Genomic DNA, 14584 nt, shown 5'->3' with positions numbered 1-14584 from the left:
TGCGCGGGCCCTGGTGAGAGGGGAGTAAGAAGGACGCTCCGGCGCAGCGCATCCGGACCCGGGGAGCCGGTCGCCAGGCACACTGGACGCGTGCCCCACACCGTGCTGCTCGCCGAAGACGACCGCGCCATCCGCAACGCCCTGGAGCGCGCCCTGACCCTGGAGGGCTACCAGGTCATGGCGGTCGCCGACGGTGTCGAGGCACTGGCGCAGGCCCACCGCAACCGCCCCGACGTGCTCGTCCTGGACGTGATGATGCCCGGCATCGACGGGCTCCAGGTGTGCCGGGTGCTGCGCGCGGAGGGCGACCGGACGCCGGTCCTGATACTGACGGCCCTCGTGGAGACCGCCGACCGGATCGCCGGCCTGGACGCGGGCGCCGACGACTACGTGGTGAAGCCCTTCGACGTGGAGGAGGTCTTCGCCCGGCTGCGCGCGCTGCTGCGCCGCACCAGCACCAGCCCGGTGGGGGTGGGCGACTCCCTCGGCGGCGCACCGGTCGGTGGCGCACCGGGCAATGGCGCTCCCGTCGGTGGTGCGCCCGTCGGCGGGGCGTCCGCGCCCGAGGCGCCCAGGCAGCTTCCCGAGCGGTTCATCGAGGCGGCCGGCATCCGCATGGACCCGCAGGCGCGCCGGGCCTGGCGGGGCGCGCGCGAGCTGGAGCTGACCCGCACCGAGTTCGAGCTGCTGGAGCTGCTGGTCCGCAACGCGGGCATCGTCCTCGACCACTCGACGATCTACGACCGTATCTGGGGCTACGACTTCGGCCCCGGCTCGAAGAACCTCGCCGTCTACGTCGGCTACCTGCGCCGCAAGCTCGACGATCCGGACGGGCCGCAGCTGATCCACACGGTGCGGGGCGTGGGTTACGTGCTGCGGGAGGACTGAGTGGGCCGCCTCCGCCGGCTGCTCAGCGGGCGGCGGCCGAAGCTGGTCTCGCTGCGTACGACGTTCGCGGTGTCGTTCGCTGCGGTGACCGCGGCCGTGACGGTCCTGGTCGGCATCCTGTCCTACAGCGCGGCGGCCCGGCTGGTGCGGGTGGACCAGCAGACGGTGTTCGACGAGGTCGTGCAGGACCTGCGGGACGAGGTGCGGGAGAACCGGATGACGCCGGGCGACTTCTCCTCCGCCGCGCCGGGCCACGACCTCGTGCGGCCCGCGCGTACCGATGTGCAGGTGCTCGGCCCGGACGGCCGTGTCGTCGACCGGGGCAGTCCGGGACTGCCGGTGACCGGGGCCGATGTGCGGATCGCCGCCGCTTCCTCGTCCGGGCGGGTGGCCGAGCACAAGGACGTCGACGTGGGCGACGACGTCTACCGTGTCGCGACCGTCTCCCTCGGCGGCGGGCGGGGCGCGGTGCAGGTCGCGCAGGAGTTCAGCGACGTAGAGGACCTGCTGCGGGCGCTCCAGCGGCGGACGCTGCTGCTGATGGCCGCCGTCGTGATCGCCGCCGGTCTGTTCGGCTGGTGGCTCGCCCGGCGCATCACGCGGCGCCTGGTCGTCCTGACCGACGCCGCCGAGGACGTGGCCCGGACCCGGCGTCTCGGCATCCAGGTGCCCGTCGCCGGTCATGACGAGGTGGGCCGGCTGGGCCGGGCCTTCGACCGCATGCTGGGCCGGCTCGCGCAGTCCGAGGAGGACCAGCGCCGGCTGGTCCAGGACGCGGGCCATGAGCTGCGGACGCCGCTGACCTCGCTGCGGACGAACATCTCGATGCTCCGCCGGATCGACGAACTGCCGCCCGGGACCCGGGAGGAACTGGTCGCCGACCTCGGCCAGGAGGCCCGTGAGCTGACCGACCTGGTCAACGAGCTCGTCGACCTCGCGGCCGGGCAGTCCGACGCCGAGCCGCCCCGGCGGGTGGACGTCGCCGACCTCGCCGAGGAGGTGGCGGGCCTGGCCCGGCGCCGCAGCGGCCGGCGGATCACGCTCCGCGCGAGCGGCGACACCACGACCGACGGACGGCCCGGGATGCTGACCCGGGCGCTGTCCAACCTCGTCGAGAACGCCGTGAAGTTCGACCAGCACGGCACGGCCCCCGTCGAGATCGTCGTCGCCGGGCCCGCCCGGCCCGGCACGATCCGCGTCGAGGTCCTCGACCGCGGCCCCGGCATCACCGACCACGACCTCGCCCGCGTCTTCGACCGCTTCTACCGCGCCGCCGACGCCCGCTCCCTGCCGGGCTCGGGCCTCGGCCTGTCCATCGTCCGCGAGGTGGCTCTCGCACACGGGGGAGCACCGTTTGCGTTCCGGCGGGACGGGGGCGGGACGGTGATCGGGTTCACGGTGGGCGGGTTCCCGGTGGATGACGGGAGAGCGGCACACTGAGTCACCAGCCGGAACCGTCGTGGTCGCCGGCCTCGGCCGCCTCCTGGTGGGCCTCGGCGCTGGTCCACTCCGTGCTCAGGAACCAGCTGACGTCGACGAGGCCGACGGGCGGCGGCTCCAGTGACGCCAACTCATCTTCTACGGCGGCCCGTTGCCGGTCGGGGCCGTCGGCGTACCGGGTGCCGATCAAACCGCTTCTCGCCGATTCCCGCCGACGGCCCGCACCGCACCGCACCGCCGGCCGCTCAATCCCTCAAGGCGTAGAAGCCCATGGGGGAGTTCGGCTCGAAGCCGATGCGCGGATACACGGGTGCTCCGGCCGCGGTGGCCTGCAGCGTCGCCCGGGTCAGTCCGGTGGCGCGACCGCCCTCGTACAGCGCCTTGCGCGTCACGGCTTCGCCGTACCCACGTCGCTCCCACTCCGGGTCGGTGGCGACGAACAGCACGAAGAGGCGCCCGTCGGCCTCCACCGTGGCGGCGCAGGTCACGGCCGTACCGTCCCGTACGCCCAGGTAGGCGTGCACCTGGTTCTTCCACAGCGCGGAGCGCCCGAGACCGTCGCGGCCGTCCTCCAGCTCGAAGCCGTAGGCACGTGAATTGACGTCGGCGAAGGCCCGCAGCTGCTCGTCGGTGGTCACGCGGACGAACGTCAGGTCCGGGTGGGCCGGTTCGGGAAGGGGCAGCAGGTCTCCCGCCATGCCCGTGCCGGGGAAGGCGTGTACGAGCCCGGCCTGTTCGGCGGCGCCCTCGAGCCCCGCCCGCGCCTCCTCGTCGAGCAGATCCTCGAAGACCCACAGGAACCCGGGATGCCGCTTCGACCGCATGATCTCCGCCGCCTCCTGCAACCGCTGCTTCGCGAGCCCGGGGCCCACGCCGTGTTCGGTCAGCGTCACGCAGTTCCAGAAGGCGAACCGGCAGTCGGCCCACCGCACGGCGATCCCGGGAAGGTCGCGGACATCCGCTTGCGGATCCCGGTCGAGGACCATGATCCGCCAGACGGTGGCGAGCTGTTCCATCGACTCGACGGAGTCCGCGAGATCACGCCTGTCGCGCATGAGTACCCCTCAGATCGGCGGTGGGAAACGGGAGTTGTCCGCACTCCGCACCCTGCCCTCCACAGACCTTTCTCATCCACACCCGGGAACATTCTCGATCGCGAACCGCGAGGCGCTCACCCCTACACTGAGCGGCGTTTTCAGGATGATCGGAGCACCACATGCGTCGCCTCGCCACCGCCTTCGTGGCAGTCAGCGTTCTCGCCCTCGCCGGATGTGCGCAGGACTTCGACAAGGGACCGGAGGGCAAGGTCACCGAGAAGGTCAAGGACGGGAAGAAGTTCTACCTGGTCGTCGACCCGGCCAAGGCCGGTGACGAGACGAGGTTCAGGGTCAGCAAGTACGACTACCACGACTGCAACCGGGGCTCGAAGTACCCCAAGTGCGTCGAGGACTGAGCCGGGACGATGCGGGCCGCCCGAGGTCGGTAGTACCTAGTCCGGGGGCGAGTGCCCGGTCTCTGCGTCCCCGGGCAGGTTCTCGCGCAGCCGCGGTCGCCGGTCGGCGGCCTTCCGGTACCAGGCGCCGTACCGCTTCGCGAGGACCACGGCCGACATGCCGTGCAGGAGGATGCTGAGCGCGACGGTGACCGCGATCACCCGGCCGAGGAGCTGAAGGCCGGGGACGTGTTCCTCCACCAGGAGAAGCCCGAAGACGACGGAGGCGAGGCCGCGCGGCCCGAACCACCCGATGTAGGCGACCGTGGGAAGGGCCAGGCCGGTCCTGGCCAGGGAGAGGGCGACCGGCAGCATCCTGACCACGGTGAGGCTCAGCACGGCGTAGACGATGATCCGCCAGTCGAGGTCGTCCAGCGTCGGCCCGAGCAGGACGGCACCGAAGACCAGGAAGCTCAACGAGGCGAGCAGGTCGGCGAGATGTTCGGCGAGGCCGGCGGATTCGTCGACGGCGGACGGCGCCTCAGCCGGTGTTCTGGTCGATGCTTCCGCCTCCGCCTCCGCCTCCGCCTCCGCCGCCCCGCCCCGCCGCAGGGCGACACCGAACGCGAAGCCCGCCACCCAGGCCGCGATGAAGCCGCTCCCCTCGAGGACGACGGCCAGGGTGTACGCGCCCGCGGCCACGGCCAGGACGAAGGTCTGCCGCCAGTCGCCACTGATCCAGCCCCTCGCACGCGACCACCGCAACAGCCGCCCGCCGAGTCCTCCCACGACCAGGCCCCATGCGGTGCTGAGCACGAGCGCCCGCCAGAAGACGCCGCCGGCTCCCTCCTCCGAGGCCATGGTTCCGGGCAGCGCCGCCAGGAAGAGCACGAAGAAGGGCAGCGCCATACCGTCGTTGAGGCCGGATTCGACGTTCAGGCCGCCGCGCACCAGGGGTGGGACACGCCGGTCGGAGACCGCCGTCTTGCCGAGAGCGGCGTCGGTCGGCGCGAGCACGGCACCGAGCAGGGCCAGCTCCCACAGGGTCAGCCCCGGCAGCAGGGGCCAGGCCAGCAGCCAGCCCGCCCCGATGGTCAACGGCAGACCGATCCCCAGCAGACGGCCGGGGAGGAATCCGCCCAGGCGCAGATCCCGTCGCCGTACGGACATCGCGTCGGTGAACAGGACCAGCGTCAGGGCGGCTTCGGCCAGGGTGAGCACGGGGCCCGCGTCGTGCTTCAGGTCGAGCAGACCGAGCCCGACCGGGCCGATGGCGATCCCGCAGCCGGTGAACACCATCGGCCCCGACACGACGGTGGTGGCCAGCCGCCGGGAGCAGAGGGCGTACCCCGCCGTCACGGCGGCCACGGCCGCCCCCGCCCAGACGCTGCCGCTCACCGTGCCTCGCCCGGCCCGTCAGTACGCGTCGCGCGCGGTCACGAGTGGAGGACCTTCTCCTTGGCCTTGCGGAACTCCTCGTCGGAGATGTCGCCGCGGGCCCGGATCTGCGAGAGCGTGGCGAGCTGGTCCGCCTCGCTTGCAGGGCCGGTGGCGCCGACGGTCTCGCGGATGTAGCGGTCCGTCTCGTCCATCTTGGCCCTGACGTGGTCCTGTTCACGCTTGCCCATGCCCTTGCCCCTGGCGACGACGTAGACGAAGACGCCCAGGAAGGGCAGGACGATGGTGAAGACCAGCCATCCCGTCTTGCCCCAGCCGCTCAGGGCGTCGTCACGGAAGATGTCGACGATGACGCGGAACAGCAGGAAGACCCACATGACCCACAGGAAGATCCACATGATCGTCCAGAAGGCCCCGAGGACCGGGTAGTCGTAGGCCAGGTTCACAGAGTCGCCCATCACCGCTCCTCCTCTCCGGGAAGGTCCAGCCCGAACGCGTCACCGATGGCGCGCGCGGCGGACACGACGCGGGCGCTGCCGACCACGGGGGCGATCGCCACGAGCGTTCCCTGGATCTTCTCCAGCGGCACGCCGACCTCCGCGGCGGTGCCGATGTTGAGGAGGTAGGAGGGAGCGGAGGCGTCCATGGCCACCAGAGCCGCGATGCGTGCCAGCAGGTATGTCTCCTCGTCCAGCCCGGACCGCTCGAAGGTGTCGAGCGTCATCTGGACGAGCGTCTCGAACACCGGCGCGTTCGCCTCGGCGAGAGCGGCGACGCCGCTCGCCCCTGTCTCTTGCTCAGCCATTTCGGGCTCCTTTCTCGGGTGGTTGGTGCGACGTACGGCTTGGTTGTGCCGTCCTCGCCGTCCTCGCCGTCCTCGCCGTGCCGGAGGCCGCGGCGAGGACGGCGAGGAGGACCAGCACGAGGACGACGACGCCGAGGACGAGCGCCACGGATCCGGGGGTGGGGTAGTTCCACAGCACCAGGGCGAGCGCGCCGCCGGCGATGGCGATGCCGGTGGTCCACTTGCGGTGGGCGTCCAGCACGCGGCCGGTGTCCCCGGTGCGCAGACCGTGGCGCGCCATGGCCCGGCCCGTCGCCCCGGTTCCGCCCGCCGCCGCCCGTCTGATCCACCGGGCACCGCGTCCGGGCCCGTACAGGTAGCCGGCCAGCGTGGTGATCACGGCGATGACCAGCACCGTGACCGTGGTGTTCTTGAGGAAGCGCAGGAAGATGTCGTAGATGTCGGCCGCGGTGTTCTGGGGCAGGGCGGTCGTGGAGACGGAGTCCAGATAGATCTGGCGCGTCACGGCGAGGCCGACGAGCAGCACGATCATCATGACCCCGACGCCGATGGCCGTGGTCATCAGGGCGACGCGGTGCGCGGGCCCGCTCCAGACGGCGAGTGCCGCCAGGACCAGGACCAGGACGGGGAGCCAGACGCCGAGCACGTTCAGCAGACGCATGGCGCCCTGGGCCTCGTTGAGCTTGTCGGTCTGGAACAGGGTGATCGTCTTGTCGACGTCGGGGATCTTCGAGGCTTGATCGAATCCGGCGTCCACGAGACGTTGCTTGACGTTGTCGACGACGGTGCCGATGTTCAGGTCGATGCTGTCGTCGCCGGCCTGGATGGCACTGCTGCCCTCGCCGGTGAGGACCTTGACCACGGCGGCGTGGGCCCGCCGGTTGGCGTCTTCCCACACCTCGGCGAACTGGTCACTGGTCACCACCCGGTACACGATCCTGTGGACGGCCGAGCTGAGCGCGCTCGTCAGCGGGCCGGTCAGCGCGTCGGCGCCCTGGACCACCCGGGGCGGTGCGCCTTCCCGCTGCAACGTCCGCGCGACGGCCTCGGTGAAGGCGGCGACGTCGACGTTGTCGACCACGCGCTTGGTGAGCCGGTCGGTCACGGTGTTCTGGACCGAGGGCTCCGTGGCGAGCGGAGCGACGGTCTGGACATAGCGGTCGGTGTCGGCGACCTCCGAGTCCACCCAGGCGGCGACCACGGCCAGCGGCGCCAGGAGGAAGGTCAGGACCAGCAGCACGGAGGTCGCCGTGTAGCGCAGCCGCCGGTGGTGAACGGAGGCCGCCTTGCGCAGCCGTTCGTACTCTTCCCGTTCCGTGGCGCTCAAGGGAGGTCCGCCGGCCGGACGGTCACGACCTTCCGAGGCGGACGAGGAACCAGCGGAACCAGCGGAACCAGCGGACGAGGAACCATCGGAGGAATCCATGAATCTCCCCCGTGATGCTTTATAGGTAGTTTTGTCCTGCTTACCGATTTTATCGAGGACGAGCGAACGGCGCATGTGCTCTGCGAGGGGGGAGGGGAGGAGGGGGGAGGGGCGACCCGAGCCGGGATCACTGAACACGGCGGACGGGGGTATCCGGTCCGGCAAGGTTCCCTCGAACGGAAGTGATGCCCGCCCCATGTCAGAGACACGAGACGTCGTCGAACTCATCCTCCAGGACCACAGAAGAATGGAGGATCTCTTCCATCAGATGCGCAGCGTCGAAGCCGACCGGGCAGCCGCCCTGCGGGAATTCGCCGATCTGCTGATCGCGCACGCGCAGACGGAGGAGTCCGAGGTGTACCCCGCCCTCAAGCGCTACCAGAACATCGACGACGACGAACTCGAGCACGGCGAGGAGGAGCACGAGGAGGGCAACAAGGCACTTCTCGAACTCCTGGAGGTCGACGAGGTCGGCTCCGCGGAGTGGGACGAGAAGCTGGAAGAGCTGGTGAAGGCCATCACCCACCACACCGACGAGGAAGAGCGCACCATCCTCAACGGCGCCCGCGAGAACGTCGCCCTCGACCGCCGGGAGGAACTGGGCGGCGCGTTCCTGGCGGAACGGGAGCGGCAGCTGAAGGCGGAGTGCGGAGCGGTGGACAACGTGCGCCGTATCGTCAGCGCCTGACCGCGCCGCGTCGCCGCGCAGCCCCTCACAGGTCCCGCGCCGGCTCCTTCAGCAGGGCTTCGTGGAGCCCCGACAGCCCGTCGACGCTTGCCAGGCGATCGCCCAGTGCCTCGACGGGGCCCGGCGCCTGGTCGACCTGACGGTCTGCGCGGCGCGACCCGGGCACGAACGGCAGACACAGACCGGGTTGGGGCTCGCCCATGCCGCCGGGGCTCTCTGATCTCGGCCTCGCCCTCGCGAGGGACGCCACGGATTTGAGATTCAGCTCGGGGCCCCTCGCTCGTTGCGCTTCGCGGACCGCCCCCGATCAGTGGCCAGCCCCGAAGAAGATCAGCAAGTAGACGCGTTGCCAAGTGTGTGTGCACTCGTCGCTAACGACTCCATGCTGCTGCCCCCCCTACCGTGAAACGCATGCGCCGGTGAGCGGGACCGGAACTGCGTCGGTCAGATTCTGATGGGTGATACAGCGGATGCCGCGTATCTGGCGATAGTCTCATATGTTCTGTATTCGCCAATTTCTGGAGGGGGAAATCAACATGAACGTATCCCGGACCAAGGTTTTAGGGGCGTGTGCGGCTGCGGTCGCGTGCGTGGCACTCGCGAACTCACCGGCCTTCGCCGGCGCCAACACGCCGCACGCGCGCAGTGGGGGCAGCCACGGCTGCAGCTTCAACTCAGAGGGCTGGTTCGTGGCCAACGGCGACACGCTGCGCATCAAGGACACCTGCGCTGACGGCTGGGCTGCGGTCTTGAAGGTCGACGTGGCTCCGATGAAGCCGAATGAGTGGGACTACGACCACCTGATCACCAACCACGGCGGCAAGGGGACCACGAAGACCGAGAACGGCTTCAACTTCCCCGAGGGCAAGAAGATCTGCGTCTCCGCGGGTATCTCGACAGGCGGCGAGATGGGCGACTTCGGCTCCTGGCAGTGTGGGACCACCTGAGCCTGATCCCTTCCGCCTAAGACAGTCCTCGAAGATGTCCGCGTCGGTCTCCTTCTGCCAGTCGGGCAGGTCGGTCCAGTCGGCGACGTAGCGGCTCTTCTGCTCGCGGGTGAGGCGGGTGGCGTGCATGCTGTGCGACACACTCGCCCTGGAAGTCGGACTGCGGAGCCTTGCATGAGCAGCCTGCACATCACATGCCGGTGGGGATCTGCAGCGGTGTATGACGCCTACGAGCGACTTGTGCGGGCCGGTTTCGACAGCCGCCTCGTCACCGGCTGACGGCGACTCAGTCCCGAAGGTCTTTGACCATGACCGCGTACACCGGTGAGTCGGCGAACGGTTGCTGCTCGCCGACTCTGGTGTATCCCCATGTCTCGTACAGAGCTTGGACCTTGGGGTGCGTGACGTCGACCAGCAGCACGGCGACGTCTTCCGTGCGTTCCTTGAGCAGCGCCTCGTGCAAGCGGTCGGCGATTCCCTGCTTCCGCCACCTTGGGCGCACCATCACCTCGGAGACCGCGTAGGTGGAGGAGTAGCCGTTGTCCGGCTCGTACGCGGTGGAGCGCCACCATTCGCGGCCGGGGGCGAGCGGGGCGCCGTAGGCGAAGCCGACCGGTTCGTCTTCGTCGTACGCCACTACGCAGGAGAAGCCGTCCATGCCGGTCCAGTGGTCGACGAACCAGGCGAAGCGCTGGTGGAAGGGGTCGTCCATCTGGTCGGCGTAGGCGTCGGCGTGTACGTCGATGAGCATCTGCCGGAAGACCTCGGGGAGGTCTCCGTGCTGGAAGTGACGCAGGTCGGTCACGCTCGGCTCCATTCGGTTCGCATGCGGTCTGCCCAGTCTCGCGCGTAGGAGGTGGAGGGGGCCATGACGAACAGGCTCCGGTGGAAGTCGCCCATGAGTGTGCGCATACGGCCGGGCAGTGGGTCGCCACCCATGATCGTGAAGACGTCAGTGGCTGAGGCCGTGGCCTGTTCGGCCTCTCCCTGGTGGAGCTGTGCGAGGGCGAGTTGGGCGGTCGCGAGGGCCTTGTTGCGCCGGAAGGCGGTCGGGATCCTGGCCAGGGCGCGGTGCGCCATGGCTTCGGCATGAGCGTGGCGTCCGCTGTTGACCTGGACGATTGCGGCGAGGTGGTCAAGTTCGGCCTGCCCGTAGAAGGCGGTCCAGCGCGGACGCTCTCGGTCGGCCACCCTCGTGAAGGTGTCCTGGGCTGATGCCAGTGAACGCAGGCCCGCACGGCCATCGCCGAGAGCCGCGTATGCGAGGGCGACGCGGACTCGGCCCAGCGAATCGAAGAACGGGTCTCGGCGAGCTGCTGAGGAGGCTTGCGCGGCCTGGGCCGCTGCGAGCGCTTCGGGCCAGTTCTGCCGCTGATAGGCGAGCATCGAGAGGTTGACCCACACTCGGATTTCAGTAGGGCCGTCCTGGGAGAGGCCGGCGTACGCCGCTGATTCGTTCAGGTAGCTCTGGGCCTGGTCGAGGTTGCGGGCGTCGATGCAGGACCAGGCGGCGATGGTGGTGTACTCGGCGGCCAGTGCGTACAGGGCTCGGCGGACGCGTTCGCCGGCGTTGCGCTGCTGTAGTTCCAGCACCCTGATGCGGCCCTGGGCGGCGGCCTTCTCCAGTGCCGCGTGTCCGCCCTGGCGGTCGTCCGCTTCAACAAGGGCGTTCATCCCGGCAGCGACCCGGGCCACGTCCGACATGCCGACGGTCCGGCGTTGGGCCACCAAGGGAACGGCGGCAGCTGCGCTTCCGGTCGCTGAGGTGAGGAAAGTGCGACGCCGCACGGGGTCCTCCTGCGGGTGTTGCATGGTGCGCGGTGCGCTGAACCCTAAGTCCTCGACGGGACAACCGAACACCCGCTCCAGGGCTGCACACGTGCGTCCGATGGGGCGGCGGGAGGTCCCATTGAGGAGGTTGCGGACTGTGCGGTCGGAGACGTCACCGGGCCTGCCAGTGATCTCTGCCAGCGCGGCGTTCATCCGACCAGCCAATTCTTCCTGGGTGAGCCCGAGTTCCTCCATCCGGCTCTTGAGGATGGCGTTCGCTCCCATGGACGGACCGTAGCCCTGTGGTTACCGGCCGAACCAGCCCCGAGGTCACCAGAGCGTAAAGTCTTCCGGTTCGCGTAGGTGCTGCGGGGCGCGACTTTTCCTGTTCGCCGTCGGCCAAGGGCCGTTGACTCGGTACCAGCCGTTGAGCGGGCGAGATTCCCCTTCCTGCCTCTCGATGGCGTGCAGGAAAGCCCGCTCCTGCGGACCCTTCGCGGGGCGGGCGTCCCAGCCTCGGAGGGATGACCCCGTGACCATGACCGCTGCCGAGCCAACCGGGACTGGTGTTCCGGGCTATGCCGAGACGGTGCCGTGCGAGCCGGAATCCGCGCGCCGCGCACGTCTGCTTGTCTCCGCGGCTCTGGACACTTGGGGCATAGGCGAGTTGGCCGAGGTGGGCACTCTGATCGTTTCGGAGCTGATCAGCAATGCCGTCAGCCACACGCCCTGTCGCGTGGTCCGTGTAGTGATTCGGCGCGAGACGGCCGAATTGATTCGGGTCGGCGTTGCCGACAAATGCCGAGATACCCCGGAACTGGGCTGTCCTGAAGGTGACTCCGAGGGCGGCCGTGGTCTGATCCTGGTCGAGTCGCTGAGCTGGCGGTGGGGCTACGACCTGCATCGTTGGGGCAAGCTCGTCTGGGCAGAGCTGAGGGTGCCTGCCGCATGCTGATCTCGCGTATCTCCTTACGACTCCTGCCTCGGAGGAACTGGTCGGCGACCCGTTCCCGGACGCGTGCGTGCAGCTTGTCTTCGGCCCGACGCGTCCGTCTGACGAGGTCGGCGCGGTTACTGTCCCAGAGTCGGTCCGAATTACTCCCGCCGACCTTGTGCGGCTGCGAGCCGAGTGGGGACTGGTTCTCGGCGAGATCCGCCAACGGGTCCTGGACGGGCTGCGGAATCCCGGTCCGGTTTCGACGTAGGGCCCGGTGCCTCTTGTTCCCGGAGCCCCTGAGACTCCCGCACAAGCAGGATCGTGTTCCTCGATGCCGTGCGGGTGAGCAAGTCAGGCGAAGGACAGAATTTCTGACAGGAAGGAAGACCGTGTTCAACCACATGGATCGATTCCCCACGGGCAGCCCGCTGCCGCAGGGGCATCTGACGGCGGCCCCGTGGGGTCTGCGTCGCATCGCCCCGTACCCGCCCATCGACGGCCCCGTCTACGCGACGGTGACGCTGGATCCGGAGACGCAGACCGCCCGGTACTTCGACACTTCCGGGGTGCCCACCATGTCCCCGGGCCACGGCACATCCTCCGGTACGAATCCCGCGACCGGCACCACGGGCCAGGGCGACCGCAACAGCGACTCCCCGGACAGCGACACGGGCAACGACACCGACCAGTGACTCTGGTGACGAACGACGATCGTCCGGTCCTGGTCGTCACCAACCTTGACGATCCGACCGCGGACTTCGTGATCGCCGAGCTGCACGACCGGGGCGTCCCGGTCGTGCAGCTCGACTCCGGTGACTTCCCCACCACCCTGTCGTGTTCGGCCACCATCGGTGGCACCGACAGGTGGCGCGGAAGCGTGCAGACCCCGAGCCGACGTGCCGACCTGGGCGCGGTGCGTTCCATTTACTACCGCCGCCCCTCCGGGTTTGCCTTCCCACACCTCGACAAGCAGGACGAGCGGTTCGCCGTGGCCCAGGCGCGCTACGGACTGGGCGGCATTCTCACCTCGCTGCCCGGCTGCCTCTACGTCAACCACCCCAACCGCATCGGCGACGCCGAGTACAAGCCGGCCGGGCTCGCGGTAGCGGCGGCGGCCGGCTTCAGGCTTCCGCCGACGTTGGTCACCAACGTTCCCGACGACGCACGGGCCTTCATCAGGACGCACGGTCCGGTCATCTTCAAGCCGATCTCGGTTCCGCTCTATCTGGTCGACGGCAAGGCCCAGACCGTCCCCGTGACCGAGGTGATCGCCGACGAGATCGACGCCTCCGTGTCCGGCACCATGCACCTCTTCCAGAAGCGGGTGGACAAGGTTGCCGATATCCGGGTGACGGTGATCGGCGAGCAGATCTTCGCCGTGCGGATCGACTCCGGTCTCCTCGACTGGCGTACGGACTACGGCACTCACACATACACGCCGCTTGCCGCGCCACCCGCGGCGGAGCGGTCGATGTATGCCTATCTGAAGCACTTCGGGCTCGTCTTCGGGGCGTTCGACTTTGCTCTGACCGACCGCGGCGAGTGGATCTTCATCGAGTGCAATCCTTCCGGGCAGTGGGCATGGATGGAGCCGCCGACCGGTCTGCCGATGACTGCGGCACTCGCCGATCTTCTGGAAGGAGGACTCTGTGGCCAGTGAGACCGATATCGAGACGGCTGCGGTCGATCTCCGGCGCCGGCTCGCCCGGCAACTGGAGAAGGACGGACGGCTGCACTCACCTGAGTGGCGGGCCGCCGTGGAGGCCGTGCCCCGGCACAGGTTCATCCCGCGCTTCTACCGGGAGAGCCATGTCCCGGGCGTCACCACCTGGGAGCCGGTCACACCGGAGACGGTCGGCAAGGAGGAGTGGCTCCGGCTCGTCTACACCGACGAGACATGGATGACTCAGTTCGACGGCCAGGACATCGACTGGGCCGAGCCGAAGCCGATCAGCAACGCGGCCCCGACCTCGTCGTCGACGTTGCCAAGCCTCGTGGTGCGGATGCTCGAAGACCTGGATGTGCAGGACGGCATGAACGTGCTGGAGATCGGCACCGGAACCGGATACTCGACAGCGCTGATGTGCCACCGGCTCGGTAGCGAGAGCGTGACCTCGATCGAGACGGACGCAGGCGTGGCCCGCCGAGCCAGCCACGCCCTCACCGAATCCGGTCATACGCCCCACCTGCTGGTGAAGGACGGCCGCGTCGGCCACCCCGACGGAGCCCCATACGACCGGCTGATCGCCACGTGCGGCTTCCGCAGCATCCCGCTCGTTTGGCTGGAGCAGGTCCGGCCGGGCGGCGTCATCCTCACCACCCTGCGCGGCTGGATGCGCTCCCTCGGCCTGGTCAAGCTCATCGTCACCGGTGACAGCGCGAGCGGCTGGTTCAGCGAGGACGACCCAAGCTTCATGATCGCCCGCCAGCAGGAGGCACCGGAGAGCCTCGGCATGGTGCCGGGGCCCGACGACGGGACGGTACGGAAAGCCGCACGCGGGCCAGAGGTTCTCACCAGCTCCGGGTCGGCGTTCATGGCACAGCTCGCGGCGCCGGACGCCCGCTTCTTCTCGATGGCGGTCGACGGTGGCACGGTCAGCACGTTTCTGTTGGACAGCGTTACCGATTCCTTCGCCGCCCTCGCTCCCACGGACAGCGGCTGGCAAGTCCGCCAGGGCGGCCCCCGCCGCCTGTGGGACGCGGTCGAATCGGCGGTGGCCACCTGGGAGGAGTACGGCTCACCGAACACCGCGGCGTTCGGCGTGACCGTCTCCCGCCACCAGCAGGCCGTCTGGCTCGGGAACCCGAATGGTCCGCAGTGGCCGCTACCCTCCTGAGACAGCCACCACCGAC

The 14584-nt window shown here is 69.3% G+C and carries 18 protein-coding genes; 9 read left to right on the top strand and 9 right to left on the bottom strand.

Going from position 1 to position 14584, the window contains the following annotated elements:
- The first annotated feature begins 90 nt into the window (after window positions 1-90).
- A complete protein-coding gene (locus ACZ6I3_RS29260; protein WP_469418626.1) occupies window positions 91-888 on the top strand; it encodes a response regulator transcription factor in 798 nt (265 codons plus the stop codon).
- Window positions 889-2328: a HAMP domain-containing sensor histidine kinase gene (locus tag ACZ6I3_RS29255; protein ID WP_469418625.1), complete on the top strand. Its 1440-nt coding sequence runs from the start codon at window positions 889-891 to the stop codon at window positions 2326-2328. It abuts the gene before it with no gap.
- 1 nt (window position 2329) lies between these two features.
- On the opposite strand, the gene ACZ6I3_RS29250 is transcribed toward ACZ6I3_RS29255, so the two are convergent.
- On the bottom strand, window positions 2330-2518 hold the full coding sequence (locus tag ACZ6I3_RS29250) for a hypothetical protein (RefSeq protein WP_469418624.1): 189 nt from the start codon (window positions 2516-2518) through the stop codon (window positions 2330-2332).
- A gap of 55 nt (window positions 2519-2573) precedes the next feature.
- Window positions 2574-3383 carry a GNAT family N-acetyltransferase gene (locus ACZ6I3_RS29245; protein ID WP_469418622.1) on the bottom strand — a complete coding sequence of 270 codons (810 nt, stop codon included), beginning with the start codon at window positions 3381-3383 and terminating at the stop codon, window positions 2574-2576.
- A 161-nt stretch (window positions 3384-3544) separates the two neighbouring features.
- On the opposite strand from ACZ6I3_RS29245, the gene ACZ6I3_RS29240 reads away from it, so the two are divergent.
- Window positions 3545-3781 (top strand): hypothetical protein, encoded by a 237-nt coding sequence (locus ACZ6I3_RS29240; RefSeq protein WP_469418620.1) that lies wholly within the window; start codon window positions 3545-3547, stop codon window positions 3779-3781.
- A 36-nt stretch (window positions 3782-3817) separates the two neighbouring features.
- On the opposite strand, the gene ACZ6I3_RS29235 is transcribed toward ACZ6I3_RS29240, so the two are convergent.
- Genes ACZ6I3_RS29235 through ACZ6I3_RS29220 form a run of 4 tightly spaced genes read right to left on the bottom strand, consistent with a single transcriptional unit; the run spans window position 3818 to window position 7290 of the window.
- Window positions 3818-5158 carry a cation:proton antiporter gene (locus ACZ6I3_RS29235; protein WP_469418619.1) on the bottom strand — a complete coding sequence of 447 codons (1341 nt, stop codon included), beginning with the start codon at window positions 5156-5158 and terminating at the stop codon, window positions 3818-3820.
- Window positions 5159-5196: 38 nt separating this feature from the next.
- Window positions 5197-5616 carry an SHOCT domain-containing protein gene (locus tag ACZ6I3_RS29230; protein ID WP_469418618.1) on the bottom strand — a complete coding sequence of 140 codons (420 nt, stop codon included), beginning with the start codon at window positions 5614-5616 and terminating at the stop codon, window positions 5197-5199.
- A complete protein-coding gene (locus ACZ6I3_RS29225) occupies window positions 5616-5963 on the bottom strand; it encodes a carboxymuconolactone decarboxylase family protein (RefSeq protein ID WP_469418617.1) in 348 nt (115 codons plus the stop codon). The genes ACZ6I3_RS29230 and ACZ6I3_RS29225 overlap by 1 nt, the downstream gene beginning before the upstream one ends.
- Entirely contained in the window at window positions 5956-7290 is a 1335-nt protein-coding gene (locus ACZ6I3_RS29220; protein WP_469418616.1) for a hypothetical protein, read from the bottom strand. Before ACZ6I3_RS29220 ends, ACZ6I3_RS29225 begins: the two co-directional genes overlap by 8 nt.
- A 295-nt stretch (window positions 7291-7585) precedes the next feature.
- On the opposite strand from ACZ6I3_RS29220, the gene ACZ6I3_RS29215 reads away from it, so the two are divergent.
- The gene (locus ACZ6I3_RS29215; RefSeq protein WP_469418615.1) at window positions 7586-8077 is read left to right on the top strand and encodes a hemerythrin domain-containing protein; all 492 of its coding nucleotides are present in this window, start codon (window positions 7586-7588) and stop codon (window positions 8075-8077) included.
- A 25-nt stretch (window positions 8078-8102) separates the two neighbouring features.
- Here the strand turns inward: ACZ6I3_RS29215 and ACZ6I3_RS29210 are convergent, their stop codons facing one another.
- Window positions 8103-8279, bottom strand: coding sequence for a hypothetical protein (locus ACZ6I3_RS29210; RefSeq protein WP_469418614.1), 177 nt, complete (start codon window positions 8277-8279; stop codon window positions 8103-8105).
- A gap of 388 nt (window positions 8280-8667) precedes the next feature.
- On the opposite strand from ACZ6I3_RS29210, the gene ACZ6I3_RS29205 reads away from it, so the two are divergent.
- Window positions 8668-9024 carry a hypothetical protein gene (locus ACZ6I3_RS29205; RefSeq protein WP_469418698.1) on the top strand — a complete coding sequence of 119 codons (357 nt, stop codon included), beginning with the start codon at window positions 8668-8670 and terminating at the stop codon, window positions 9022-9024.
- A gap of 286 nt (window positions 9025-9310) precedes the next feature.
- Here ACZ6I3_RS29205 and ACZ6I3_RS29200 read toward each other — a convergent pair whose 3' ends face one another.
- Window positions 9311-9841, bottom strand: a complete 531-nt coding sequence (locus tag ACZ6I3_RS29200) for a GNAT family N-acetyltransferase (protein WP_469418612.1) — start codon at window positions 9839-9841, stop codon at window positions 9311-9313.
- A complete protein-coding gene (locus ACZ6I3_RS29195; RefSeq protein ID WP_469418610.1) occupies window positions 9826-11079 on the bottom strand; it encodes a helix-turn-helix domain-containing protein in 1254 nt (417 codons plus the stop codon). The genes ACZ6I3_RS29200 and ACZ6I3_RS29195 overlap by 16 nt, the downstream gene beginning before the upstream one ends.
- 253 nt (window positions 11080-11332) lie before the next feature.
- Here ACZ6I3_RS29195 and ACZ6I3_RS29190 point away from each other — a divergent pair, with 253 nt between their 5' ends.
- From ACZ6I3_RS29190 to tgmC, 4 genes are all read left to right on the top strand, one after another.
- The gene (locus ACZ6I3_RS29190; protein WP_469418695.1) at window positions 11333-11749 is read left to right on the top strand and encodes an ATP-binding protein; all 417 of its coding nucleotides are present in this window, start codon (window positions 11333-11335) and stop codon (window positions 11747-11749) included.
- A gap of 371 nt (window positions 11750-12120) precedes the next feature.
- Complete coding sequence (gene tgmA / locus ACZ6I3_RS29185; RefSeq protein WP_469418609.1) at window positions 12121-12423, top strand: putative ATP-grasp-modified RiPP; 303 nt, start codon at window positions 12121-12123, stop codon at window positions 12421-12423.
- Window positions 12424-12428: 5 nt separating this feature from the next.
- A complete protein-coding gene (tgmB, locus tag ACZ6I3_RS29180; protein ID WP_469418607.1) occupies window positions 12429-13391 on the top strand; it encodes an ATP-grasp ribosomal peptide maturase in 963 nt (320 codons plus the stop codon).
- Window positions 13381-14568, top strand: a complete 1188-nt coding sequence (gene tgmC / locus ACZ6I3_RS29175) for an ATP-grasp peptide maturase system methyltransferase (RefSeq protein ID WP_469418606.1) — start codon at window positions 13381-13383, stop codon at window positions 14566-14568. Before tgmB ends, tgmC begins: the two co-directional genes overlap by 11 nt.
- Window positions 14569-14584 lie beyond the last annotated feature (16 nt).

It is taken from the genome of Streptomyces sp. NPDC041940 (assembly GCF_055589465.1).
The sequence above is the reverse complement of the archived record's forward strand: the minus strand, read 5'-3'. Positions and strand labels throughout refer to the sequence as shown.